The organism is Stenotrophomonas sp. CASM110 (genome assembly GCF_049384345.1).
Classification (GTDB): domain Bacteria; phylum Pseudomonadota; class Gammaproteobacteria; order Xanthomonadales; family Xanthomonadaceae; genus Stenotrophomonas; species Stenotrophomonas muris.
Window position 1 is genome coordinate 76,846 of the sequence record NZ_JBMRGI010000018.1, and the last position, 20,315, is coordinate 97,160.

The following is a 20,315-nucleotide window of genomic DNA, read 5'->3' on the forward strand; positions in this document are numbered from 1 at the left end:
GATCCGGTAGTGCCGGCCGCTGGCCGGCAAAAGCGCGCGGCCCCAGGTCCGCACCTACCAGATGCAGCCGCCACGCGCGGATCCGGTAGTGCCGGCCGCTGGCCGGCAAAGGGGGCAGAGCCCTGTCCTGCGGAAAGGGATCCGACCCCGGTCTTCAATGCCCGCCGTCGAGCGCCTTCAGCTCGCTCACCAGCGAGGCGGCCGCTTCGGCGCCGTCGCCATAGAGCATGCGGGTATTGTCAGCGTAGAACAGCGCATTCTCGATACCGGCGAAGCCGGTGCCCTTGCCGCGCTTGATCACCACCACGTTGCGCGCGTTGACCACGTCCAGCACCGGCATGCCGTAGATCGGGCTGGCCGGATCAGTACGCGCGACCGGATTGACCACGTCGTTGGCACCGATCACCAGTACCACGTCGGTGTTGGTGAACTCCGGATTGATGTCATCCATGTCGGCGATCAGGTCGTAGGGCACGCCCGCTTCGGCCAGCAGTACGTTCATGTGCCCGGGCATGCGCCCGGCGACCGGGTGGATGGCGAACTTCACCTTCACCCCGCGCTGGCCCAGCCGCTGCGCCAGTTCCCAGATCTTGTGCTGGGCCTGGGCCACGGCCATGCCGTATCCAGGCACGATCACCACGCGTTCGGCGTAGGCCATCATCGCCGCGACATCCGGGGCTTCGATCGGCTTCTGCGCGCCGCTGATCGCCTGCGCTTCGCCACCAGCACCGCCGCCGAAGTTGGAGAACAGCACGTTGCGGATCGGCCGGTTCATCGCCTTGGCCATCAGCCGGGTCAGCAGGATGCCGGCCGCGCCGACCATCATGCCGGCGATGATCAGCGCCTCGTTGCCCAGCACATAACCTTCGAACGACACTGCCAGGCCGGTGAACGCGTTGTACAGCGAGATCACCACCGGCATGTCGGCACCGCCGATCGGCAGCGTCATCAGCACGCCCAGCGCCAGTGCCAGCACGAAGAAGGCAACGATCGCCCAGGCACTGAGCGTACTGGCCGCGATGATCGCCAGCACCACCACCGCCAGCGCCACCAGCAGGTTCATCACCTGCTGGCCGGGCCAGGTCACGCGCTTGTCCAGGCGTCCATCCAGCTTGGCCCACGCGATCACCGAGCCGGACAGCGACACCGCGCCGATCGCCGCGCCGACCACCGCCAGCAGCAGCATCGTGCCGGACGGCTGGCGCGCGGCCAGGTCGGCCAGCGCCTGCGCGCTCCAGTGGCTGGTATCGCGGTGGGCCAGGAAGGCATAGCGCAGCAGTTCCACCGCACCGATCGCCGCCGCCGAGCCACCACCCATGCCGTTGTACAGCGCCACCATCTGCGGCATGTCGGTGATGGCAACCTTGCCGGCCGACCACCAGGCCAGGCCTGCACCCAGCAGCAGTGCCACCAGGATCAACGGCACGTTGTGCAGTTCGGGCAGGAAGAAGGTGGCCGCGGTGGCCAGCAGCATGCCCAGCCCGGCCCAGCGGATGCCGCTGCGCGCGGTCAGCGGCGAGGCCATGCGCTGCAGGCCGAGCAGGAACAGCGTGGCGGCGACCAGGTAGCTGGCCTTGACCAGCCAGTCGAGCAGTTCGACGGTGCTGATGTTCAAGCCTGCGGCTCCTTCGGTTCGTCCTTGCCGCCCCTGGGCGCGCTCGGCTTGAACATTTCCAGCATGCGCGCGGTGACCACGTAGCCACCGGCGGCATTGCCGGCGCCGAGCACCACGGCCAGGAAGCCCAGTGCCTTCTCCAGCGGCGTCTGCGCATGCCCCAGTACCACCATCGCGCCGATCAGCACGATGCCGTGGATGAAGTTGGAGCCCGACATCAGCGGGGTATGCAGGATCACCGGCACCCGCGAAATGATCACGTGGCCGGCGATGGCTGCCAGCATGAAGATGTACAGCGCTACGAACCCGTCACTCACCGGCAACGCTCCTGCTCTGTCTTCGTCGGCCCATCATAACCATGGGCTGAACCCGGCGCGCACCCGGCGTCAACCGGAGCGCCGCTCACGCGTTGTCGATGGTGACCCCGAGCGAGGAACCGTACCCTGTGCTGGTGAGCAGCCCCGCCCCCCCGAGCGCCGAGACCGATGCCCTGCCGGCATCGCTGGAGGCATTCCTGGCCAGCGTCGGCCCGCGTGCGTTCCGCTTCGCCGAGGCCGGCCTGCGCCAGCGCGAAGACGCCATGGATGCGGTGCAGGACGCGCTGCTGCGCATGCTGGATTACACCGACAAGCCGGCCGCCGAATGGGCGCCGCTGTTCTGGAGCATCCTGCGCCGCCGGGTGATCGACCTGCAGCGGCGGCGCCGCTTCCGCCTGCCGTTCTGGCGCGACAACCAGGACGCGGAAGGCGGCGAGATCGACTGGGCCGATCCCGGCCCGGACCCGGCACAGGCACATGAGCAGCGCCAGCAGTACCAGCAGCTGGTGGACGCGTTGCGCACCCTGCCCGCCCGCCAGCGCGAGGCCTTCACCCTGCGCGTGCTGCAGGACCTGGACGGGGCCACCACCGCCCGCGCCATGGGCTGCAGCGAAGGCGCGGTAAAAACCCATCTGGCACGCGCCCGGCAGGCGCTGCAGGACTACCTGGAGACCCACCCGTGAACCGCTCCCTGCCTTCCGATGACACCCTGCGCCGCCTGCACGCGCAGTCGCTGCAGGCGCTGTCGCCGGCAACGCTGGCCCGGCTGCGCCAAGCTCGCCACGGCGCCACGGCCACCCCCCATCGTGGGCGCTGGCGCTGGTGGCTGGCCAGCGCCTGCTCACTGGTGGTTGCACTGGGCATTGGCCTGCAGTTCACCGGCCATGGCACGCTTGCGGGTCCGCCGCCGGACCCCGTGCTTGCTTCAGTGGAAGACAACGGCGCGCTCTACGACGAGAATCCCGATCTGTACCTGTGGCTGGGCGATACCGACCTGGCGATGGAGTAAATCATGTCCCGACTGCTTGCCCTGCCACTGCTGTTGACCCTGGCGCTGCTGCCGGCCGTTCCGGCGCTGGCGCAGAACGCCACGCCCGCCCCTGCCGCACCGGTCGCGCCATTGCCTGCGTGGGAGCAATTGAGCGAATCCCAGCGAGAGTCCCTGCTGGCGCCGCTGCGCGACCGTTGGAACAGCGCTGATGCCGGCCAGCGCCAGCGCATGCTCTCGCACGGCCAGCGCTGGCAATCGATGAGCCCGGAGGAGCGCGACAAGGCCCGCCGCGGCCTGCGCCGCTTCGAGCACATGAGCCCGGAACAGCGTGAACAGGCACGCGCCCTGTTCGGGCAGATGCGCAACATGCCGCCGGCACAGCGCGACGCGCTGCGCGAGCGCTGGTCGCAGATGACGCCGGAGCAGCGTCGGCACTGGGTGCGCGACAACCCGCCGCCGGCGAAGCCGCGGTAAGGCCCCGGGGAACGGGGTCAGAGCCCTTTGCTGACGCAAAGGGATCCGACCCCTGGCAGATTGCGGGAGATCGGGGTCAGATCCCTTTGCCAGAGGCAAAGGGATCTGACCCCACGTCATTCATGCCTGCCAGCGCGTCTTTGCCAGCAGCTCGTCGTCCCAGTCGAAACCGAGCCGCCCCTCGCGCACGAACAGCGCAACGAAGTTGAGCAGGTTGCGCGCATACATCTCACTGGCCTGGGTCGCGCCGCGACTGGCCAGGCCCAGCGGACCATCGATGGTCACGCCCTGGTGTTCGATGCAGTGCCCCGGCTGGGTCAGTGCACAGTTGCCGCCGCTCTCGGCCGCCAGATCGACAATGACGCTGCCGGTGGCCATGCCCTCCACCATCGCGGCGGTCACGATGGTCGGCGCCGGCCGACCGGGTACGGCAGCCGTGCAGATCACCACGTCCACGCTGCGCAGGTGGTCGGCCAGCCGACGCTGCTGCTCGGCGCGCTCCTCGTCGGTCAACGCACGCGCGTAGCCGCCTTCACCGGTCGCGCTCACGCCAAGATCGAGGAAGCGCGCACCCAGTGACTGGATCTGCTCGCGGGTTTCCGGGCGCACATCGAAACCTTCCACCTGTGCACCGAGGCGCCGCGCGGTGGCGATGGCCTGCAGGCCCGCCACGCCGGCACCGATCACCAGCACCTTGGCCGGCCGCACGGTGCCAGCGGCGGTGGTCAGCATCGGGAAGAAGCGCGGCGCGCGTTCGGCGGCAATCAGCGCTGCCTTGTAGCCGGCCATGCCGGCCTGCGAACTGAGTACATCCATCGCCTGCGCGCGGGTGGTTCGCGGCAGCTGCTGCAGCGGGAACAGCTGCAGGCGATCATCGGCCGCCAGCGCGGCCAGCGCCGGATCGTTGGCCGGTGCCAGCAGGCCAACCACGCTGGCACCGGGCCTGAGCTGCTCCAGCACCGTCGCAGGAGGTGCCTGCACGCACAGCAGGATATCGATCTCGGCCCAGCGGCCCGCGTCGAAGACACGTGCGCCGGCGTCGTCATAGGCGGCATCGGTGAAGCCGGCGGCCAGCCCGGCGCCGGCCTCGTACCAGACCGTAATGCCGAGGGCACCGAGCTTGCGCGCGGTTTCCGGTGTCAACGCCACGCGCCGTTCACCCGGCGCGGTCTCCTTGATCCCCAGCAACGCCACGGCCATGCAGGTCCCCGCTGATCGGTGAGTTTTCCCGATCCTAGCAGGCAGCCAGCACTCAGTGCAGGGTGGTGCTGCCCGGGTCGAGGCGGTCGATCACGCCCTGCATGGCGCTGTCGAAGGCGCCATCGTCAACGTGGGCACGCAGGCGGCCGAGCCGCACCATCACCGCCAGCTCTTCTGGCGAGGCCACGCAGAAGCGCACGCCGCGACGGTTGACGAACAGCAGGCGCGAGGAAATCGGGCTGACCCAGGACAGCTTGCCCGCCTGGACCTTGCCGTCCTTGTCGACGAAGTCCAACCAGTTGCCGATTTCCATGCGTCGGAAGCGGTCGGCATCGGCGTTGTCGAAATCGTCGGCATCGATCTGCCCGCTGAGTTCCACCGCTGGCGATTCGGCCACCGGCGGTGCCGGCAGCGCGACCTGCGGCAGCTCGGGCAGCGCGCGCTGCAGTTCCGGCCGCGACTCGGCGATGCCCTGCAACGTGTCGTGCAGGGCGTCGATCGCACCGGTAGCCGCATCGCCGTGCACACCGACGCTGGCAAACACCTTGGCCAGCACCGGCTGCCAGGCCTGCAGCCATGGCTTGCCGACAATCTGCCGGCGTGCCTCGGCCACTTCCTCCAGCAGGCCGTCGCCGAGGCTCAGTGCCTCGGCCACCGACGCGCCTTCTTCGCCCTCGCGCAGCAGCGCCAGGGTCAGGTGGTGCTGCCAGGGCTGGCGCAGGAACTCGGCAATGGCCGGCGGAAGGGTGGCATCACCGATGCGACGATCCAGTTCCGCACCGGCCCGGCTGCGGGCCATTTCCAGCTTTTCCTGGCCGCGCTGCGTTTCTGCGGCGCGACGCTCGGCGATTTCCACGCGGCGGCGATGCTGCACCAGGAACTCGCGGAATTCTTCTTCCAGGGTCAGGAAGATCGCCAGGTTCTCGTTGAACTCGGCCACCAGGCGCTCGATGATCTCCTCGACCTTGGCCATCAGCATGCGCTCGGCCTGGCTCTCGCCGGTGTTGCCCTCACAGGCCTCGGCCAGCGAATTGAGCAGCTTTCGCGCCGGATGGGTCTTCTGCACGAACATGCGGCGGTCGAGCATGGCGACCTTGACGAAAGGCACGACCAGGCGGCCGATCAGTTCGCGCGAGCGGCCTTCCAGTTCACGCTCGTCCAGCATCACGTCGAACAGCATGCCGACCAGGTCGATGGCATCCTCATCCTGCGGGTCCAGCCGGGTCTGGCCCGGATCGACGCCGAGCTGGGTGGCGCTGGACAGCACTTCGCTCTTCAGCCGCTGCGCCAGCGATTCGCCGTCCTCGCCGATGGCTGCACGCAGCGTCGCGCTCGGCGTGGCCTGCAGCAGCGACAGCACCGACATCATTTCGCGCTGGCTGAGCGGGCGCTGCTGGCCGACCGCCACCTGTGCCGCAGACGTGGCGTCCTCACGCACATGGCGGGTCTGCTGCAGCAGTTCGTGCAACGCTTCCAGCAGCATGCCCTGCTGGCCGGCGTAGGCCTCGCCGGCGGCGCCATCATCGCCGCCCAGGTGCTGCTGCATATGCCCGCGGCGCTCGGACCAGCGGGCGGCAAAGCGCTGCGCCCAGGCCGGTGCGGCCTGCTCGTCATCGCTGAACCCCGGATCGACGCCCGCGCCGTGGCGATGCTCGACCAGGTCATCCAGCATCCCGGTCATGCGCGGATCCGGTGCCGGCGGTTGTGGGCGCTGCGGAGCCCCCATCTGCGACATCACGCCGGCTGCGGCCAGCTGCTCGTCCAGCTTCTCGTAGATGCGGCCGACCGGTGCACGCAGGTCGCGCTCGCACAGCTTGATCAGCACCAGATGCACTTCCGGGGCCAGTTCGCAACCGGCAAAGGCCTCGTGGATGGCCACGCCCAGATGTTCGGGGCTGATGGGATTGTGGTCGGCGTCCAGTTCCACGCCGCCGATCAACCGGCCCAGGCGGCGGTCCAGCCGCGCCAGCACCGGCTTGAAGTCACGCAGCAATACAGTGGCGAAATTGCGCACCGCCAACCGCGATTCCAGTACGTGTTCGGCCAGCAGGCTCAGGCCATCCTCGGCCGGCCCCGACAGGGTCGCCTCGGCCGACAGCGGCTCACCGGCCGCCAATGCGGCCCACGCCTGCTGCAGGTGGCCGGCGAAGGCGGCAGCGATCTCCTCACGGCGGCGGCGCAGTTCGCGCATCGCGTCCAGGAACAGCAACTGCGACGAGCCGGCATTGCCGGCGCGGTCGAACAGGGCATCGTCGAATCGCGCCAGTGCGGCCCCGAAGGCCTGGCACAGCGCGGGCAGGACCATGTCCCGGGCAAGCTGGAGCTGGGCCGGGTCACGGCCCGGCGATCCCATCGGTGTGGGCACGCTCATCATTCGGGAAGGCTCCCCACCTTCTCTGGTACGACAGACAGCATGGACATCGCGACGACCGGCACACCCCATGTACCGGAACGTCGATGGTAGGCCGGCCAGCCCGTCACGGACAGTGAAACAGTCCTCACTTCAAACCTCATGACCGGCGGCCCGGCAAGAGGGGTATCGTAAGCCGTGCAAGGCCCACGAGGCGAGGGGAAGCGGCTGTCCGTTTCCCGCCAGTGGCATGATGTTCATCACAGTTTGGTATTCAGGGGCCGGACGCGACACAGACGGCGTCATTGACCACCCCGACTATAATCAAACACCCGTGATGACCGGTTCAGACTCCATGCCCGACCCCGCTGCCCTGCTCGCCCTGGATGCCCGCCGCTCAGTGCCTTCGCGGCAACTGGGCGAGCCCGGCCCGGACCCGGCCACCCTGCAGCGGATGCTGGCGTCGGCCGTGCGCGTGCCCGACCACGGCAAGCGCGTGCCGTTCCGCTTCCTGAAGATCGCCGGCGATGCACGTCACACTCTGGGCGACTTCCTGGCCAAGCGCAGCCGCCAGCGCGACCCGCATGCCGGCGAGGCCGTGTTCGAGAAGGACCGCCAGCGTTTCAGCCACGCCCCGCTGGTGATCGTGGTGGTCGCCAGCCCGCGCCCGGACCCGAAGGTGCCGGAACAGGAACAGCTGATGACCGCCGGCTGCGTCTGCTTCGCCCTGCTGCAGGCCGCGCAGGCGCTTGGCTTCGGCGCACAGTGGCTGACGGCCTGGATGGCCTTCGATCCGGTCGTGCAGGCCCACCTGGGCCTGGTCGAGGGTGAACGCATCGCCGGCTTCATCCACATCGGCACCGCCAAGGCCGACGTGCCCGAGCGCGAGCGCCCCGACCCAGCGACCCTGCTGCAGGACTGGACGCCGCCGGCATGACCCTGCCGGCACCGCCGCCGTCGCTGTACCTGGTCGATGCCAGCATCTACGTGTTCCGCGCCTGGCACTCGCTGCCGGACCAGTTCCAGGACGCGCAGGGCTGGCCGACCAATGCTGTGCACGGCTTCGCCCGCTTCCTGCTGGACCTGCTGGAGCGCGAGCGCCCGCGGCACATCGCCATTGCCTTCGACGAAGCGCTCGACAGCGGCTTCCGCCACCGCCTGTATCCGGCCTACAAGGCCAACCGTGATCCGGCACCGGAAGCGCTCAAGCGCCAGTTCGTGCACTGCAAGGCGCTGTGCGCGGCGTTGGGCCTTGCCGTCCTCGCCCACCACGACTACGAAGCCGACGACCTGATCGGCAGCGCACTGCACGTGCACCGCGGCAGCCATCGCGGGGTGATCATCTCCGCCGACAAGGACCTGTCGCAGCTGCTGCTGGATCACGACGAACAGTGGGACTACGCCCGCAACCAGCGCTGGGACGTGGCCGGCGTGAAGGCACGGCACGGCGTGCACGCGCACCAGATTGCCGATTACCTGGCGCTGTGCGGCGATGCGGTGGACAACATTCCCGGTGTCAGTGGTGTCGGCAGCAAGTCCGCCGCCGTGCTGCTGGCCCATTTCGGCAGCTTGGATGCGCTGTACGAACGCCTGGACGAAGTGCCGTTCCTGCGCCTGCGCGGTGCCGCCCAGATGGCGGTGCGCCTGCGCGAGCAGCGCGAGCACGCCCTGCTCTGGCGCCAGCTGACCACCATCGCGCTGGACGCGCCGCTGGAAGGCAGCCAACCCGGCCTGCTGCGCCAGACCGCCGACCCCGAGCTGCTCGGCGGCCTGTGCCAGACCCTGCGCTTCGGCCCGATGACCCGCCGCCGGCTGTTCGATGCCGCCGGCGTACCCGATATCCTTCCCACCCACAGCGAGCCCGCATGAGCCAGCGCAACACCGAAGCCCCGCGTGTCGTCTATGAAGGCAAGTACCAGCGCATGCTGGTACGCGGCACCTGGGAATACAGCGAACGTACCCATGCCGGTGGCCTGGCCGCGATCATCATCGCGGTGACCCCGGAGGACAAGGTGCTGTTCGTCGAACAGTTCCGCGTGCCGCTGCAGGCCCCCACCATCGAGATGCCGGCCGGCCTGGTCGGCGACATCCACGCCGGCGAATCGATCGAAGTCTCGGCCGTGCGCGAGCTGGAAGAAGAAACCGGCTGGACCGCCGATCACGCCGAAGTGCTGATGATCGGCCCGACGTCCTCCGGCGCCAGCAGCGAGAAGATCGCCTTCGTACGCGCCACCGGCCTGCGCCGGATCGGCGACGGTGGCGGCGATGACAGCGAAGACATCACCGTGCACGAGATTCCGCGCGCGCAGGCGGCGGCCTGGCTGGTGCAGAAGATGGGCGAAGGCTATGAGCTGGATGCCAAGCTTTGGGCGGGCCTGTGGATGATCGAGCACCACCTGGACGGGCGCCCGCGTGGCTGACGCCGATCTGCACGTACTGCCGGCGCTGCTGGGCGCCGACGACCCGGCGATCTATACCCTCCACCGGCCGCAGGGCGCCTCGCCTTACCTGCTGCTGGCCGATCACGCCGGCCAGCAGGTGCCACGCGCGCTGACCGGGCTCGGCCTGGCCCAGGCCGAGCTGGACCGCCATATCGGCTGGGACATCGGCATCGCCGGCACCACCCGCGCACTGGCCGAACGGCTGGATGCATGGGCGATCGAACAGACCTATTCGCGGCTGCTGATCGACTGCAACCGCCCACTGGCCTCGCCGACGCTGATTCCGGAAGTGAGCGACCACACCGTGGTCCCGGGCAATGCCAGGCTGTCGGCTGCACAGCGGCAGCAGCGCATCGATGCGATCCACGCGCCCTACCATGCGCGCATCGACGCGGAACTGGATGCACGCCGCGATGCCGGCCGCCCCACCCTGCTGGTGATGATGCACAGCTTCACGCCAGTGATGAACGGCACGCAGCGGCCGTGGCACGCCGGCGTGCTGTACCACCAGGACACGCGCTTTGCGCATGCACTGCTGCAGGCACTGCGCGATGAAGGCGACCTGGTGGTGGGTGACAACGAACCGTATTCGGTCAGCAGTACCAGCGACTACGCGGTACCGGTGCACGGCGAAGGGCGCGGCCTGGTGCACGTGGAACTGGAGATCCGCCAGGACCTGATCGCCGATGCCGCCGGGCAGCAGGCGTGGGCGGAGCGGCTGGCGCGGATCTTCAGCGCCTTGCAGCCACAGTTGCTGGCGTTCGGTTGAACGCTCTTGGACCCATCCCGTATCGGTAGTGCCGGCCGCTGGCCGGCAACCTCAATGATCCAACCACCCCGGGGTTGCCGGCCAGCGGGCCCGGGCCCGGCACCACCGCAGGCGTGGCACATCCACCTACGGCAGCGCCTTCAATCATGCCTCGTTGACCGGGCAGACGGCAGCAGCCGATTCGACCGGCGCCGGGCGCAGGCCCAGCGCGATCACCACGCCGAGCGCGGCGAACAGCGCGGCGCCGTACTGCGCATTGACCATGCCCTGCAGCGCATCAGGGCTGGTTGCCTCCTGCGTGCCGCGCGCGGCGTTGGCCACCATCACCAGTACCGCCAGTCCCAACGCGCCGCCGATCTGCTGTGCGGTGGCGGCCATGCCGGACGCCACACCCTGCTGCGGCCCCGGCACGCCCTGCCCGGCCACGATCCACATCGCCGTCCAGCTCATGCCCTGGCCCACGCTGAGCACCACGATGCCCGGCAGCAGCGGCCAGTAACCGGCGCCATGCGGCATCGCCAGCGCCACCGCAGTGATGCCGATGGCACCGGCCGCGAAGCCCCAGGCCAGCACCTGCCGTGGCGAACGGCGCCGCAGCATGCGTTCGGCAATGCGGATGCCGAAGGTGCACACCACGGTCGGCAGCAGGAAGGCCATGCCGGCCTGCAGCGGGCTCCAGCCGTAACCATCCTGGAAGTAGAGCGCCAGGAAGTAGTACTGCACGCCATAGCTGCTCATGAAGGCGAAGGTCAGGCCGAGTGCCGCGCGCAGGCCGGGCAGGCGCAGCAGCGCAAACTGCATCAGCGGGTCACGGCTGCGCTTTTCGATCTGTACGAACACCGTCAACAGTACGGCTGAAAGCAGCAGGCAGATGAGCGTGGCGCGGGCCGTCCAGCCCCACTCCGGCCCTTGCACCAGGGTGGTGACCAGCAGGCTGCCGCCGGCGGTGACGGTGAGGCAACCGGCCAGATCGAAGCAACGGCCCTGCACACGCGGGCCATCGGCCGGCAACCACGCGCCGGCCGCGACTGCACAGGCGGTGGCCAGCGGAACGATCACCGCCAGCACCGCCGGCCAGCCGAACGCCTGGGTCAGCACGCCACCGAGCAGCGTGCCCAGCGCCAGGCCGGCCGCACTGGCCATGCTCCAGATCGCCAGTGCGCGGTTGCGCACCGGGCCTTCCGCATACAACGTGTTGATCAGCGCCAGCGTGGCCGGGAACAGCAACGCGGCACCGATGCCCTGCGCCGCGCGCGCGATGATCAACAGGGTGGCATTCGGCGCCAGCGCGCCGAACAGCGACGCCAGCGCGAACAGCAGCATGCCCAGCCGGTAGAAGCGGCGGCGGCCGATCAGGTCGGCGGCGCGCCCGCCCAGCAGCAGGCTGCCGCCGAACGCCACGGTGTAGGCACTGACTACCCATTGCAGCTGCTGCGCGTTGATCTGCAGCGCGCGGCCCATGTCGTGCAGGGCGACGAAGATGATGGTGGCATCCAGGGCGATGATCAGCTGGGCAGTGGCCAGCAGGGTCAGCGCCCAACGCGGGTACTTGAGGGGAGGCATCGGCGCTCTGGTGCGGTGGGGGAGCGCAGTCTCATTGATGCAACCGAATCAATAAACCCCCTGCCAGCCATATCTGTCATGATTTTCATCATGAATGGAACCTCGATGGACCTCAATGCAGTGCGCATGCTGGTGCAGGTGGCAGAAGCCCGCAGTTTCACCGTCGCCGCCGGGCAGCTGGGCCTGAGCCAGTCCGGCCTGTCGCGCGCGATCGGCCGGCTGGAGGCCACGCTGGGGGTGAAGCTGCTGCAGCGGAACACCCGCAACGTGGCGCTGACCCCGGATGGCCGCCAGTTCGTCGATCAGGTGGCACCGCTGCTGTGTGGCCTGGAGGATGCCGAACGCCAGTTGGCCGACCGTCCCTGCACGCCCGCGGGCACCCTGAAGATCAGCGCGCCCTCGATGTTCGGGCGCAAGGTGCTGGTACCGCTGCTGGCGCCGTTGCTGCAACAGCACCCGCAACTGCAGGTGGAGGCCGTGCTCAGTGACCGTCTGGTCGATCTGGTCGAGGAAGGTTTCGATGCCGCCCTGCGCACCGGCGTCATCGCCGACCAGCGCATCGTCGCGCGCCCGCTGCGTCCGCTGCGCTGGGTGACGGTGGCCAGCCCCGCGTATCTGGCCCGCTGTGGCGCACCGGACGATGTGGCCGCGCTGCGGGATCACGCGTGCCTGGCGGTGCGCAACCTGCGCAGTGGCCGGCTGGTGGACTGGCAGTTCCTGCAGGAGGGCCAACTGCGCGACTTCACCCCACCGACGCGGATGGTGTTCGACAGTGGCGATCCGCTGGTGGAAGCGGCCATCGCCGGCATCGGCATCGTGCAGGTGATGGATTTCGCGGTGGCCGACGCGCTGGCTGACGGCCGCCTGCAACGCGTGCTGCAGCCGCTTGAAGGCCGCAGCCGCGCGCTGTCGCTGATCTACCCACCGTCGCGCCAGCACTCGCCAAAGCTGCAGGTGCTGGCCGACGCGTTGCTGGCCGGGGATTGGTAAATCCACGCCATGCGTGGATGAAGGTTTCGGCGGGGTCAGAACCCTTGGGTATCCGGTAGCGCCGGCCGCTGGCCGGCGAGCCACATCGGCCGGCGGCGAAACGGACCGGCAAGGCATTGCCGGCCAACGGCCGGCACTACCGATCAGTCGAAGCCATCGGTGGCGCGCACCAGCGCGTCCACGTTGTCGGCCTCGAACGCCGAATGGCCCGAGGCCTTGGCTATCCGGTAGCGCCGGCCGCTGGCCGGCGAGCCACATCGGGCGGCGGCGAAACGGACCGGTAAGGCATTGCCGGCCAGCGGCCGGCACTACCGATCAGGCGAAGCTATCGGTGGCGCGCACCAGCGCGTCCACGTTCTCGGCTTCGAACGCCGAATGGCCCGAGGCCGGGGTGATTTCCAGCTTCGCCTTCGGCCACACCTTGGTCAGGTCCCAGGCGTTGGCCAGCGGGCAGACCACGTCGTAGCGGCCATGCACGATCACGCCCGGGATGTCGGCGATGCGGTGCGCGTCGCGCAGCAGCTGGTCTTCCACCTCGAAGAAGCCACCGTTGACGAAGTAGTGGTTCTCGATGCGGGCGAAGGCCAGGGCGAAGTGCGGGTCTTCGTGGCTGTTGATGAAGTCATCATCGACGTGCAGGAAACTGGTCGCGCCTTCCCACACCGCCCACGCCTTGGCGGCTTCCAGGCGGGTGGTTTCGTCGTCGCTGGTCAGGCGGCGGTGGAAGGCCGAGATCAGGTCATGCCGCTCCACCGACGGGATCGGCTTCAGGTAATGCTCCCACGCATCCGGGAACAGGCGGTTGGCGCCTTCCTGGTAGAACCATTCCAGCTCCCAGCGGCGCAGCATGAAGATGCCGCGCAGGACCAGTTCGGTCACGCGCTGCGGATGGGTCTCGGCATAGGCCAGGGCCAGGGTCGAGCCCCAGCTGCCACCGAACACCTGCCAGCGATCGACCTTCAGGTGCTCGCGCAGCTTCTCGATATCGGCGACCAGGTCCCAGGTGGTGTTGTCCACCAGGTCCGCGTGCGGGGTGGATCGACCCGCACCACGCTGGTCGAACAGGATGATGCGGTACTTGGACGGGTCATGGAACTGGCGCATCTTGTCGCTGCAACCACCGCCCGGGCCACCGTGCAGCATCACCACCGGCTTGCCGTCCGGGTTGCCGCACTGTTCGAAATACAGCGTGTGGCGGTCGTCGACCTTCAGGGTGCCGACGTCGTAGGGGGTGATGGCGGGGTACAGCGTACGCATGCTTGCAGCTCCAGGGTGATGCCCTGCCGGGGCAGGAGAACCCCCATTCTAGGCCGGTCGCCGGCCCAGGGTGATGCGGTCGCGCTGCTCCAGGTCCTGCACGGTCTGCACCTCGGCAAAACCGGCGGCGTCGAACAGCGCGCGGATCGCCGCGCCCTGGTCCCATCCGTGCTCGATCAGCAACCAGCCACCGGGCAGCAGATGCGCCTGGCCGCCGTCGATGAGGCGGCGGATGTCATCCAGGCCGTCCACACCGGACGCCAGCGCGGAGGCCGGTTCGAAGCGCAGGTCGCCCTGTCGCAGGTGCGGGTCGTCGCTGGCGATGTACGGCGGATTGCTCGCAATCAGGTCGAAGCGCATGCCCTGCAACGGCGCGTACCAATCGTGCCCGCCCTCGGCGAAGCGGACGTTGCGCAGTTCATGGCGCGCGGCATTGCGCGCGGCCACGGCCAGCGCACCCGGGCTGGCATCGGTGGCCAGCACCTGTGCCTGTGGCCGCTCGCTGGCCAGCGCCAAGGCGATCGCGCCGCTGCCGGTGCCCAGGTCAGCCAGCCGCAGCGCACGGTCCTGCGGCAGGCGTTCCAGCGCCAGCTCGACCAGCAGTTCGGTCTCCGGGCGCGGGATCAGCGTGGCCGGATCGACCTCCAGATCCAGCGTCCAGAATCCGCGGCGGCCGGTCAGGTAGGCGACCGGCTCGCCGGCCACGCGGCGGGCCAACAGCGTCTCGAAGGCGGCCTGGTCGGCGGCGGCCAGCGGATCGGTGGCATGCGCGAACAGCCAACTGCGTGGGCGGTCCAGCACATGCAGCAGCAGCAGCTCCGCCTCGTGGCGGGCTTCGACGCCGCCCAAGCGGGCACTGGCGTCGGCCACGATCTGGCGCAGGGTGGGTTCGGTTTGGAAAGGCATTCCGCAATTGTAGAGCCGAGCCCACGCTCGGCTGCTTCTGGAACAGCCGAGCATGGACTCGGCTCTACAAAATCGGAATCCGTTCAGTTTCCCCCGGACGGGATAAGGAAGGGCTATCGGCCCCAGGCAGCGGTCCGGCGAGATTTTCCTTGTCACACAGTCAGTTGCAGGATGAAAGCGGCCGGGTTCAGTGCCTGCTCAGTGCCTTTTGATAGACTCCATCTATCAAATAGATGCAATCAATGCATTGTTCTTATCGCCAGCGAATGGGTAACCTAGCTCCTGTCGATTCACCCAGTCCCCTTCACCAAGAGGAAAAATGATGTCCCTCATCAACACCCAGATCCAGCCGTTCGAAGCCAACGCTTACCACAACGGCGAGTTCATCAAGGTTTCCGACGCCAGCCTGAAGGGCCAGTGGTCCGTCCTGATCTTCATGCCGGCCGCCTTCACCTTCAACTGCCCGACCGAGATCGAGGACGCAGCTGACCACTACGCCGAGTTCAAGAAGGCCGGCGCCGAGGTCTACATCGTCACCACCGATACCCACTTCTCGCACAAGGTGTGGCACGAGACCTCGCCGGCCGTCGGCAAGGCCCAGTTCCCGCTGGTCGGCGACCCGACCCACCAGCTGACCAACGCTTTCGGCGTGCACATTCCGGAAGAAGGCCTGGCCCTGCGCGGCACCTTCATCATCAACCCGGAAGGCGTGATCAAGACCCTGGAGATCCACTCCAACGAGATCGCCCGTGACGTGTCCGAGACCCTGCGCAAGCTGAAGGCTGCCCAGTTCACCGCCGCCAACCCGAACCAGGTGTGCCCGGCCAAGTGGAAGGAAGGCGAGAAGACCCTGACCCCGTCGCTGGACCTGGTCGGCAAGATCTAAGGCAGTACCGGCCTGCCGTGGCCCCACGCCGCGGCGCGCCCTTCATCCCCGTGCCGGTCCCCCCGCCGGCGTGGGGGTGAACCCAAGACAGCCAACGCTCGCCCGCCTTGGCCAGCCAGCCCCTTCCACGGTCGCTGTCTTGGGTTCACCCCTACCCCCCAGCTGGTCCGCTACCTTGCACAGCGGTGCCACGCCCTCTGTTTGCCTGAAGCCAGGAGAAGACCGATGTTGGACGCCAACCTGCAGTCGCAGCTGAAGACCTATCTGGAGCGCGTGACCCGCCCGATCCAGATCACCGCGCACGCCGACGACGGCGCCAAGTCGCAGGAAATGCTGGAACTGCTGCAGACCCTGGACAGCTTGTCGGACAAGATCTCGCTGCAGGTGCTGCGCGATGGGCAGGGCCGTGTGCCGTCCTTCGACCTGGGCACCCCGGGCCAGGACATCCACCTGACCTTCGCCGGCCTGCCGATGGGCCACGAGTTCACCTCGCTGGTGCTGGCGCTGCTGCAGGTCGGCGGGCACCCGTCCAAGGCCACCGCCGAGCTGATCGAGCAGGTGCAGAACCTGGAAGGCGACTACCGGTTCGAGACCTACTTCTCGCTGTCCTGCCAGAACTGCCCGGACGTGGTGCAGGCGCTGAACCTGGCCGCGGTGCTCAACCCGCGCATCCAGCACGTGGCCATCGATGGCGCCCTGTTCCAGGACGAAGTCGAGAAGCGCGAGATCATGTCGGTGCCCACCGTGTACCTCAACGGTGAAATCTTCGACCAGGGCCGCATGACCCTCGAACAGATCGTGGCCAAGCTGGACACCAACGCCGGCAAGCGCGATGCCGAGAAGATCGCCGCCAAGGACGCCTTCGACGTGCTGGTGGTGGGCGGTGGCCCGGCCGGCGCTGCAGCGGCGATCTACGCCGCACGCAAGGGCATCCGTACCGGCATCGCCGCCGAGCGTTTCGGTGGCCAGGTGCTGGACACCATGGCGATCGAGAACTTCATTTCGGTGAAGGAGACCGAGGGCCCCAAGCTGGCCACGGCGCTGGAGCAGCACGTGCGCGAGTACGAGGTGGACATCATGAACCTGCAGCGCGCCAGTGCGCTGGTGCCGGCCGGCGAAGACGGCCTGGTGCAGGTGCAGCTGGAAAACGGCGCGGTACTGAAGTCGCGTTCGGTGATCCTGTCCACCGGCGCGCGCTGGCGGCAGATGAACGTGCCGGGCGAAGACCAGTACCGCAACAAGGGCGTGGCGTACTGTCCGCACTGCGATGGCCCGCTGTTCAAGGGCAAGCGCGTGGCGGTGATCGGCGGCGGCAACTCCGGCGTGGAAGCGGCCATCGACCTGGCCGGCATCGTGTCGCATGTAACCCTGCTGGAGTTCGATTCCAGCCTGCGCGCCGATGAAGTGCTGCAGAAGAAGCTGCGCAGCCTGGGCAACGTGACCGTGCTGACCAGCGCGCAGACCACTGAAGTGCTGGGCGACGGCAGCCGCGTCACCGGCCTGGTCTACAAGGACCGCGTCGGCGGCGATGCCCACCGCGTCGAGCTGGAAGGCATCTTCGTGCAGATCGGCCTGCTGCCCAACACCGAGTGGCTGAAGGATGTGGTGGCGCTGTCGCCGCGCGGCGAGATCGTCATCGACGACCGCGGCCAGACCAACCTGCCGGGCGTGTTCGCCGCTGGCGATTGCACGACGGTGCCCTACAAGCAGATCATCATCGCCATGGGCGCCGGCTCGACCGCCGCACTGAGTGCGTTCGACCACCTGATCCGCTCGTCGGTGAGCAACAGCAGCGGTGCCGTTGCTGAAGCAGCCTGATCCACCGTTCCCAGATCACCGGGAACATTGTCTGCCTGTCGGGTAACCACGCCGTCAGCCGGTCCGTTACCCCTGGGGTGTAAGGATGAACCTACGTGATCTGAAGTACCTGGTAGCCCTGGCCGACCACAAGCATTTCGGCCGGGCTGCCGCCTCCTGCTTCGTCAGCCAGCCCACGCTGTCGACGCAGATCCGCAAGCTGGAAGAAGAGCTGGGCCTGCCGCTGGTGGAACGCGCACCGCGCAAGGTGATGCTGACCCCGGCCGGCCAGGAAGCGGCGGCGCGGGCGCGGGTGATCGTGTCTGAGGTGGAACAGCTGAAGGAGGCGGCGCGACGCAGCCGCGATCCGGAAGCCGGCACGGTGCGCCTGGGCATCTTCCCGACCCTCGGCCCGTACCTGCTGCCGCATGTGATCCCGCGCATCCGCGAGCGCTTCCCGGAGCTGGAACTGCTGCTGGTCGAGGAAAAGAGCGACGTGCTGCTGGACCGCCTGCGCGAAGGCAAGCTCGACGCCGCACTGCTGGCCCTGCCGGTGATCGACGACCAGCTGCATACCGAATTCCTGTTCGAGGAACCGTTCCTGCTGGCCGTGTCCGGGCGCCACCCGCTGGCCCGCCGCGAACACCTGGACGTGCAGGAACTGGCCACGCAGAAGCTGCTGCTGCTGGAAGACGGGCATTGCCTGCGCGACCAGGCGCTGGAAGTCTGCCGACTGTTCGGCGCCAACGAGAAGTCCGAATTCCGCGCCACCAGCCTGGAAACCCTGCGGCAGATGGTCGCCGCCGACGTCGGCATCACCCTGCTGCCGAGCCTGTCGGTGCAGCCGCCGGTGCCGCGCTCGAACAATATCCGGCTGCTCGATTTCACCGGCGAAGGCCGTCCCAGCCGCCGCATCGCCATGATCTGGCGCCGCAGCTCGGCCATGAACGACTTCCTGATGGAGCTGGCCGACCAGTTCAAGCGCCTGCCGCAGGCACTGTTCACGCTGGAGGCGCTTGATGCCGGCAGCGATGCACCGGCCCTGCCCGGCCCCGCGCTGAACGGCTGAGCCCCCGCAGCACCGGCCCGGAATCGGCAGGAGTCGATTCCGGCCGCATTTGTCCCCACAATACAGACAGGCGGCGCCAGCAGGTGCCGCCTTTTGCATGGCTTTCAACCAAGGAGCTTCACCATGAACACCGCCAGCGGCCTGCCGCCGTCGATCACCGTTTCTACCTTCGACATGGACCGCCTGGACGCCATGCTCGAATCCCCTGCGCTGAGCCAGACGCCTGCCGCGCTCGCGCTTGCTGAAGAACTCAACCGGGCCACCGTGCTGGCGCCGGACCAGATTCCCGAAGGCATCGTCATGATGCATTCGCGCGTGGAGTGCGAAGATGAAGTGTCCGGCGAAAAGCACGTCCTGACCCTGGTCTTCCCCCGCGAAGCCAATGTCGATGAAGGCAAGGTCTCCGTGCTGGCCCCGGTCGGCAGTGCCCTGCTCGGCCTGGCCATCGGCCAGAGCATCGACTGGAACGCGCCCGGCGGCCGCAAGCTGCGCCTGCGCGTGACTGCGGTCCACAACGACCGCCCCTGATTACCGCTGCGCACCGCGCGCGATTCGATCCCCCTGCACCAGGAGCCGTAATGAGTACCCCGTCCAAACTGTCCCAGCTGCGCGAACTGTCCGTGGTCGTTGCCGATACCGGTGACTACGAGGCGATCAAGCGCCTGCAGCCGGTGGACTGCACCACCAACCCGACCCTGGTGAAGAAGGCGCTGGACCTGCCGGTCTACGCCGAACTGATCGAACGCGAACTGGCCTGGGGCCGCCAGCAGGCGGGCGACCGCGAAGCCGTGGTGCACGCCGTGGCCGACCGCCTGACCATCGGCGTCGGCGCGCTGCTGAGCACGCTGGTGCCGGGCCGCGTGTCCACCGAAGTGGACGCCGACCAGGCCCACGACACCGCCGCCACCGTGGCCAAGGCCCGCCAGTTCATCCAGATGTACGCCGATGCCGGGGTGCCGCGCGAGAAGATCCTGATCAAGATCGCCGCGACCTGGGAAGGCGTGGAAGCCGCGCGCATCCTGCAGGCCGAAGGCATCGACTGCAACCTGACCCTGATCTTCAACCCGACCCAGGCGCTGGCCTGCAGCGAGGCCGGCGCGTTCCTGATCTCCCCGTTCGTCGGCCGCATCCTGGACTGGTACGTGGCCAACGGCCAGACCCCGGCCAGCATCGACGAAGACCCGGGCGTGAAGTTCGTGCGCGGCGTCTATGCCGAATTCAAGCGCCGCGGTTCGAAGACGGTGGTGATGGGCGCCTCGTTCCGTTCGACCGCACAGATCGAAGCGCTGGCCGGCTGCGACCGCCTGACCATTTCGCCGGACCTGCTGGAGAAGCTGGACGCCGACCACGGCGCGCTGCCGCGCAAGCTGGTGGCCGGTGCCGCTGATGGCGCGGCGGTGCCCCCGATCGATGCGGCGAAGTTCGCGGCAGACCTGGCGGCCGATCCGATGGCCACCGAGAAGCTGGCGACCGGTATCGATGCGTTTGCCAAGGATCTGGAAGCACTGCGCGAGCGGATCCGCGCGGCACTGTGAGGATTCCGGCCAACGGCTGAGCCCCTCGTGGCGGGTCGGTTGGTCGCAAAGAGCAAAAAGCCGCGCTGGGTCGGGCGGGTTGGGTTCGCGGGAGACGCCGTGAATCCATCCCTGGAGGCTTGGCCGCCGCATCCATGCGGCGGACACTCCCGCGA

Annotated in this window: 20 protein-coding genes; 13 read left to right on the forward strand and 7 right to left on the reverse strand. The window is 68.3% G+C overall.

Annotation, left to right across the window (positions count from 1 at the left end):
• Positions 1–154 precede the first annotated feature (154 nt).
• Together VG561_RS15810 and VG561_RS15815 are read right to left on the reverse strand one after the other, a co-directional pair.
• Entirely contained in the window at positions 155–1,615 is a 1,461-nt protein-coding gene (locus VG561_RS15810) for an NAD(P)(+) transhydrogenase (Re/Si-specific) subunit beta (protein WP_032956961.1), read from the reverse strand.
• Entirely contained in the window at positions 1,612–1,932 is a 321-nt protein-coding gene (locus VG561_RS15815; RefSeq protein WP_014646018.1) for an NAD(P) transhydrogenase subunit alpha, read from the reverse strand. The genes VG561_RS15810 and VG561_RS15815 overlap by 4 nt, the downstream gene beginning before the upstream one ends.
• Positions 1,933–2,030: 98 nt before the next feature.
• Between VG561_RS15815 and VG561_RS15820 the strand changes: the two genes are divergently transcribed.
• The 3 genes from VG561_RS15820 to VG561_RS15830 are packed head-to-tail and all read left to right on the forward strand — an operon-like array spanning position 2,031 to position 3,397.
• The gene (locus VG561_RS15820; RefSeq protein ID WP_080052964.1) at positions 2,031–2,615 is read left to right on the forward strand and encodes an RNA polymerase sigma factor; all 585 of its coding nucleotides are present in this window, start codon (positions 2,031–2,033) and stop codon (positions 2,613–2,615) included.
• Entirely contained in the window at positions 2,612–2,941 is a 330-nt protein-coding gene (locus VG561_RS15825) for a membrane protein (RefSeq protein WP_049408479.1), read from the forward strand. The genes VG561_RS15820 and VG561_RS15825 overlap by 4 nt, the downstream gene beginning before the upstream one ends.
• Positions 2,942–2,944: 3 nt before the next feature.
• Positions 2,945–3,397, forward strand: coding sequence for a DUF3106 domain-containing protein (locus tag VG561_RS15830; RefSeq protein ID WP_262094074.1), 453 nt, complete (start codon positions 2,945–2,947; stop codon positions 3,395–3,397).
• A gap of 120 nt (positions 3,398–3,517) precedes the next feature.
• On the opposite strand, the gene VG561_RS15835 is transcribed toward VG561_RS15830, so the two are convergent.
• Together VG561_RS15835 and VG561_RS15840 are read right to left on the reverse strand one after the other, a co-directional pair.
• A complete protein-coding gene (locus VG561_RS15835; RefSeq protein ID WP_069118521.1) occupies positions 3,518–4,597 on the reverse strand; it encodes an NAD(P) transhydrogenase subunit alpha in 1,080 nt (359 codons plus the stop codon).
• 52 nt (positions 4,598–4,649) lie between these two features.
• Positions 4,650–6,971 (reverse strand): DUF1631 domain-containing protein, encoded by a 2,322-nt coding sequence (locus VG561_RS15840; RefSeq protein WP_262094075.1) that lies wholly within the window; start codon positions 6,969–6,971, stop codon positions 4,650–4,652.
• 331 nt (positions 6,972–7,302) lie between these two features.
• Here VG561_RS15840 and VG561_RS15845 point away from each other — a divergent pair, with 331 nt between their 5' ends.
• The 4 genes from VG561_RS15845 to VG561_RS15860 are packed head-to-tail and all read left to right on the forward strand — an operon-like array spanning position 7,303 to position 10,157.
• Complete coding sequence (locus VG561_RS15845) at positions 7,303–7,884, forward strand: nitroreductase family protein (protein WP_014646012.1); 582 nt, start codon at positions 7,303–7,305, stop codon at positions 7,882–7,884.
• The gene (locus tag VG561_RS15850; RefSeq protein ID WP_014646011.1) at positions 7,881–8,816 is read left to right on the forward strand and encodes a 5'-3' exonuclease; all 936 of its coding nucleotides are present in this window, start codon (positions 7,881–7,883) and stop codon (positions 8,814–8,816) included. Before VG561_RS15845 ends, VG561_RS15850 begins: the two co-directional genes overlap by 4 nt.
• Positions 8,813–9,367, forward strand: a complete 555-nt coding sequence (locus tag VG561_RS15855; RefSeq protein WP_049408489.1) for an NUDIX hydrolase — start codon at positions 8,813–8,815, stop codon at positions 9,365–9,367. The genes VG561_RS15850 and VG561_RS15855 overlap by 4 nt, the downstream gene beginning before the upstream one ends.
• Positions 9,360–10,157, forward strand: a complete 798-nt coding sequence (locus tag VG561_RS15860) for an N-formylglutamate amidohydrolase (RefSeq protein WP_014646009.1) — start codon at positions 9,360–9,362, stop codon at positions 10,155–10,157. The genes VG561_RS15855 and VG561_RS15860 overlap by 8 nt, the downstream gene beginning before the upstream one ends.
• Before the next feature lie 144 nt (positions 10,158–10,301).
• On the opposite strand, the gene VG561_RS15865 is transcribed toward VG561_RS15860, so the two are convergent.
• Positions 10,302–11,720 carry an MFS transporter gene (locus VG561_RS15865; protein WP_262094076.1) on the reverse strand — a complete coding sequence of 473 codons (1,419 nt, stop codon included), beginning with the start codon at positions 11,718–11,720 and terminating at the stop codon, positions 10,302–10,304.
• A 105-nt stretch (positions 11,721–11,825) separates the two neighbouring features.
• Here VG561_RS15865 and VG561_RS15870 point away from each other — a divergent pair, with 105 nt between their 5' ends.
• Entirely contained in the window at positions 11,826–12,710 is an 885-nt protein-coding gene (locus tag VG561_RS15870) for a LysR family transcriptional regulator (RefSeq protein ID WP_014646007.1), read from the forward strand.
• 315 nt (positions 12,711–13,025) lie between these two features.
• Here the strand turns inward: VG561_RS15870 and pip are convergent, their stop codons facing one another.
• Together pip and prmC are read right to left on the reverse strand one after the other, a co-directional pair.
• Positions 13,026–13,967, reverse strand: a complete 942-nt coding sequence (gene pip, locus VG561_RS15875; RefSeq protein WP_014646006.1) for a prolyl aminopeptidase — start codon at positions 13,965–13,967, stop codon at positions 13,026–13,028.
• A 48-nt stretch (positions 13,968–14,015) separates the two neighbouring features.
• On the reverse strand, positions 14,016–14,873 hold the full coding sequence (gene prmC / locus VG561_RS15880; RefSeq protein WP_262094077.1) for a peptide chain release factor N(5)-glutamine methyltransferase: 858 nt from the start codon (positions 14,871–14,873) through the stop codon (positions 14,016–14,018).
• A gap of 322 nt (positions 14,874–15,195) precedes the next feature.
• On the opposite strand from prmC, the gene ahpC reads away from it, so the two are divergent.
• The 5 genes from ahpC to VG561_RS15905 all read left to right on the forward strand — a co-directional run bounded on the left by ahpC (position 15,196) and on the right by VG561_RS15905 (position 20,160).
• On the forward strand, positions 15,196–15,759 hold the full coding sequence (gene ahpC, locus VG561_RS15885) for an alkyl hydroperoxide reductase subunit C (RefSeq protein WP_005408159.1): 564 nt from the start codon (positions 15,196–15,198) through the stop codon (positions 15,757–15,759).
• Positions 15,760–15,984: 225 nt separating this feature from the next.
• Positions 15,985–17,577 carry an alkyl hydroperoxide reductase subunit F gene (ahpF, locus tag VG561_RS15890; protein WP_014646004.1) on the forward strand — a complete coding sequence of 531 codons (1,593 nt, stop codon included), beginning with the start codon at positions 15,985–15,987 and terminating at the stop codon, positions 17,575–17,577.
• An 85-nt stretch (positions 17,578–17,662) separates the two neighbouring features.
• Entirely contained in the window at positions 17,663–18,625 is a 963-nt protein-coding gene (locus VG561_RS15895) for a LysR substrate-binding domain-containing protein (RefSeq protein WP_262094078.1), read from the forward strand.
• A gap of 123 nt (positions 18,626–18,748) precedes the next feature.
• The gene (rnk, locus tag VG561_RS15900; protein WP_014036052.1) at positions 18,749–19,153 is read left to right on the forward strand and encodes a nucleoside diphosphate kinase regulator; all 405 of its coding nucleotides are present in this window, start codon (positions 18,749–18,751) and stop codon (positions 19,151–19,153) included.
• A 50-nt stretch (positions 19,154–19,203) separates the two neighbouring features.
• The gene (locus VG561_RS15905) at positions 19,204–20,160 is read left to right on the forward strand and encodes a transaldolase (RefSeq protein WP_032956985.1); all 957 of its coding nucleotides are present in this window, start codon (positions 19,204–19,206) and stop codon (positions 20,158–20,160) included.
• Positions 20,161–20,315 lie beyond the last annotated feature (155 nt).

Coding starts and splice junctions, on each gene's coding strand:
- VG561_RS15820 (WP_080052964.1), top strand. CDS start 2,031: ATGGTGACCCCGAGCGAGGAACCGTACCCTGTGCTGGTGAGCAGCCCC.
- VG561_RS15830 (WP_262094074.1), top strand. CDS start 2,945: ATGTCCCGACTGCTTGCCCTGCCACTGCTGTTGACCCTGGCGCTGCTG.
- VG561_RS15835 (WP_069118521.1), bottom strand. CDS start 4,597: ATGGCCGTGGCGTTGCTGGGGATCAAGGAGACCGCGCCGGGTGAACGG.
- VG561_RS15840 (WP_262094075.1), bottom strand. CDS start 6,971: ATGATGAGCGTGCCCACACCGATGGGATCGCCGGGCCGTGACCCGGCC.
- VG561_RS15845 (WP_014646012.1), top strand. CDS start 7,303: ATGCCCGACCCCGCTGCCCTGCTCGCCCTGGATGCCCGCCGCTCAGTG.
- VG561_RS15850 (WP_014646011.1), top strand. CDS start 7,881: ATGACCCTGCCGGCACCGCCGCCGTCGCTGTACCTGGTCGATGCCAGC.
- VG561_RS15855 (WP_049408489.1), top strand. CDS start 8,813: ATGAGCCAGCGCAACACCGAAGCCCCGCGTGTCGTCTATGAAGGCAAG.
- VG561_RS15865 (WP_262094076.1), bottom strand. CDS start 11,720: ATGCCTCCCCTCAAGTACCCGCGTTGGGCGCTGACCCTGCTGGCCACT.
- VG561_RS15870 (WP_014646007.1), top strand. CDS start 11,826: ATGGACCTCAATGCAGTGCGCATGCTGGTGCAGGTGGCAGAAGCCCGC.
- pip (WP_014646006.1), bottom strand. CDS start 13,967: ATGCGTACGCTGTACCCCGCCATCACCCCCTACGACGTCGGCACCCTG.
- prmC (WP_262094077.1), bottom strand. CDS start 14,873: ATGCCTTTCCAAACCGAACCCACCCTGCGCCAGATCGTGGCCGACGCC.
- ahpC (WP_005408159.1), top strand. CDS start 15,196: ATGTCCCTCATCAACACCCAGATCCAGCCGTTCGAAGCCAACGCTTAC.
- ahpF (WP_014646004.1), top strand. CDS start 15,985: ATGTTGGACGCCAACCTGCAGTCGCAGCTGAAGACCTATCTGGAGCGC.
- VG561_RS15895 (WP_262094078.1), top strand. CDS start 17,663: ATGAACCTACGTGATCTGAAGTACCTGGTAGCCCTGGCCGACCACAAG.
- rnk (WP_014036052.1), top strand. CDS start 18,749: ATGAACACCGCCAGCGGCCTGCCGCCGTCGATCACCGTTTCTACCTTC.
- VG561_RS15905 (WP_032956985.1), top strand. CDS start 19,204: ATGAGTACCCCGTCCAAACTGTCCCAGCTGCGCGAACTGTCCGTGGTC.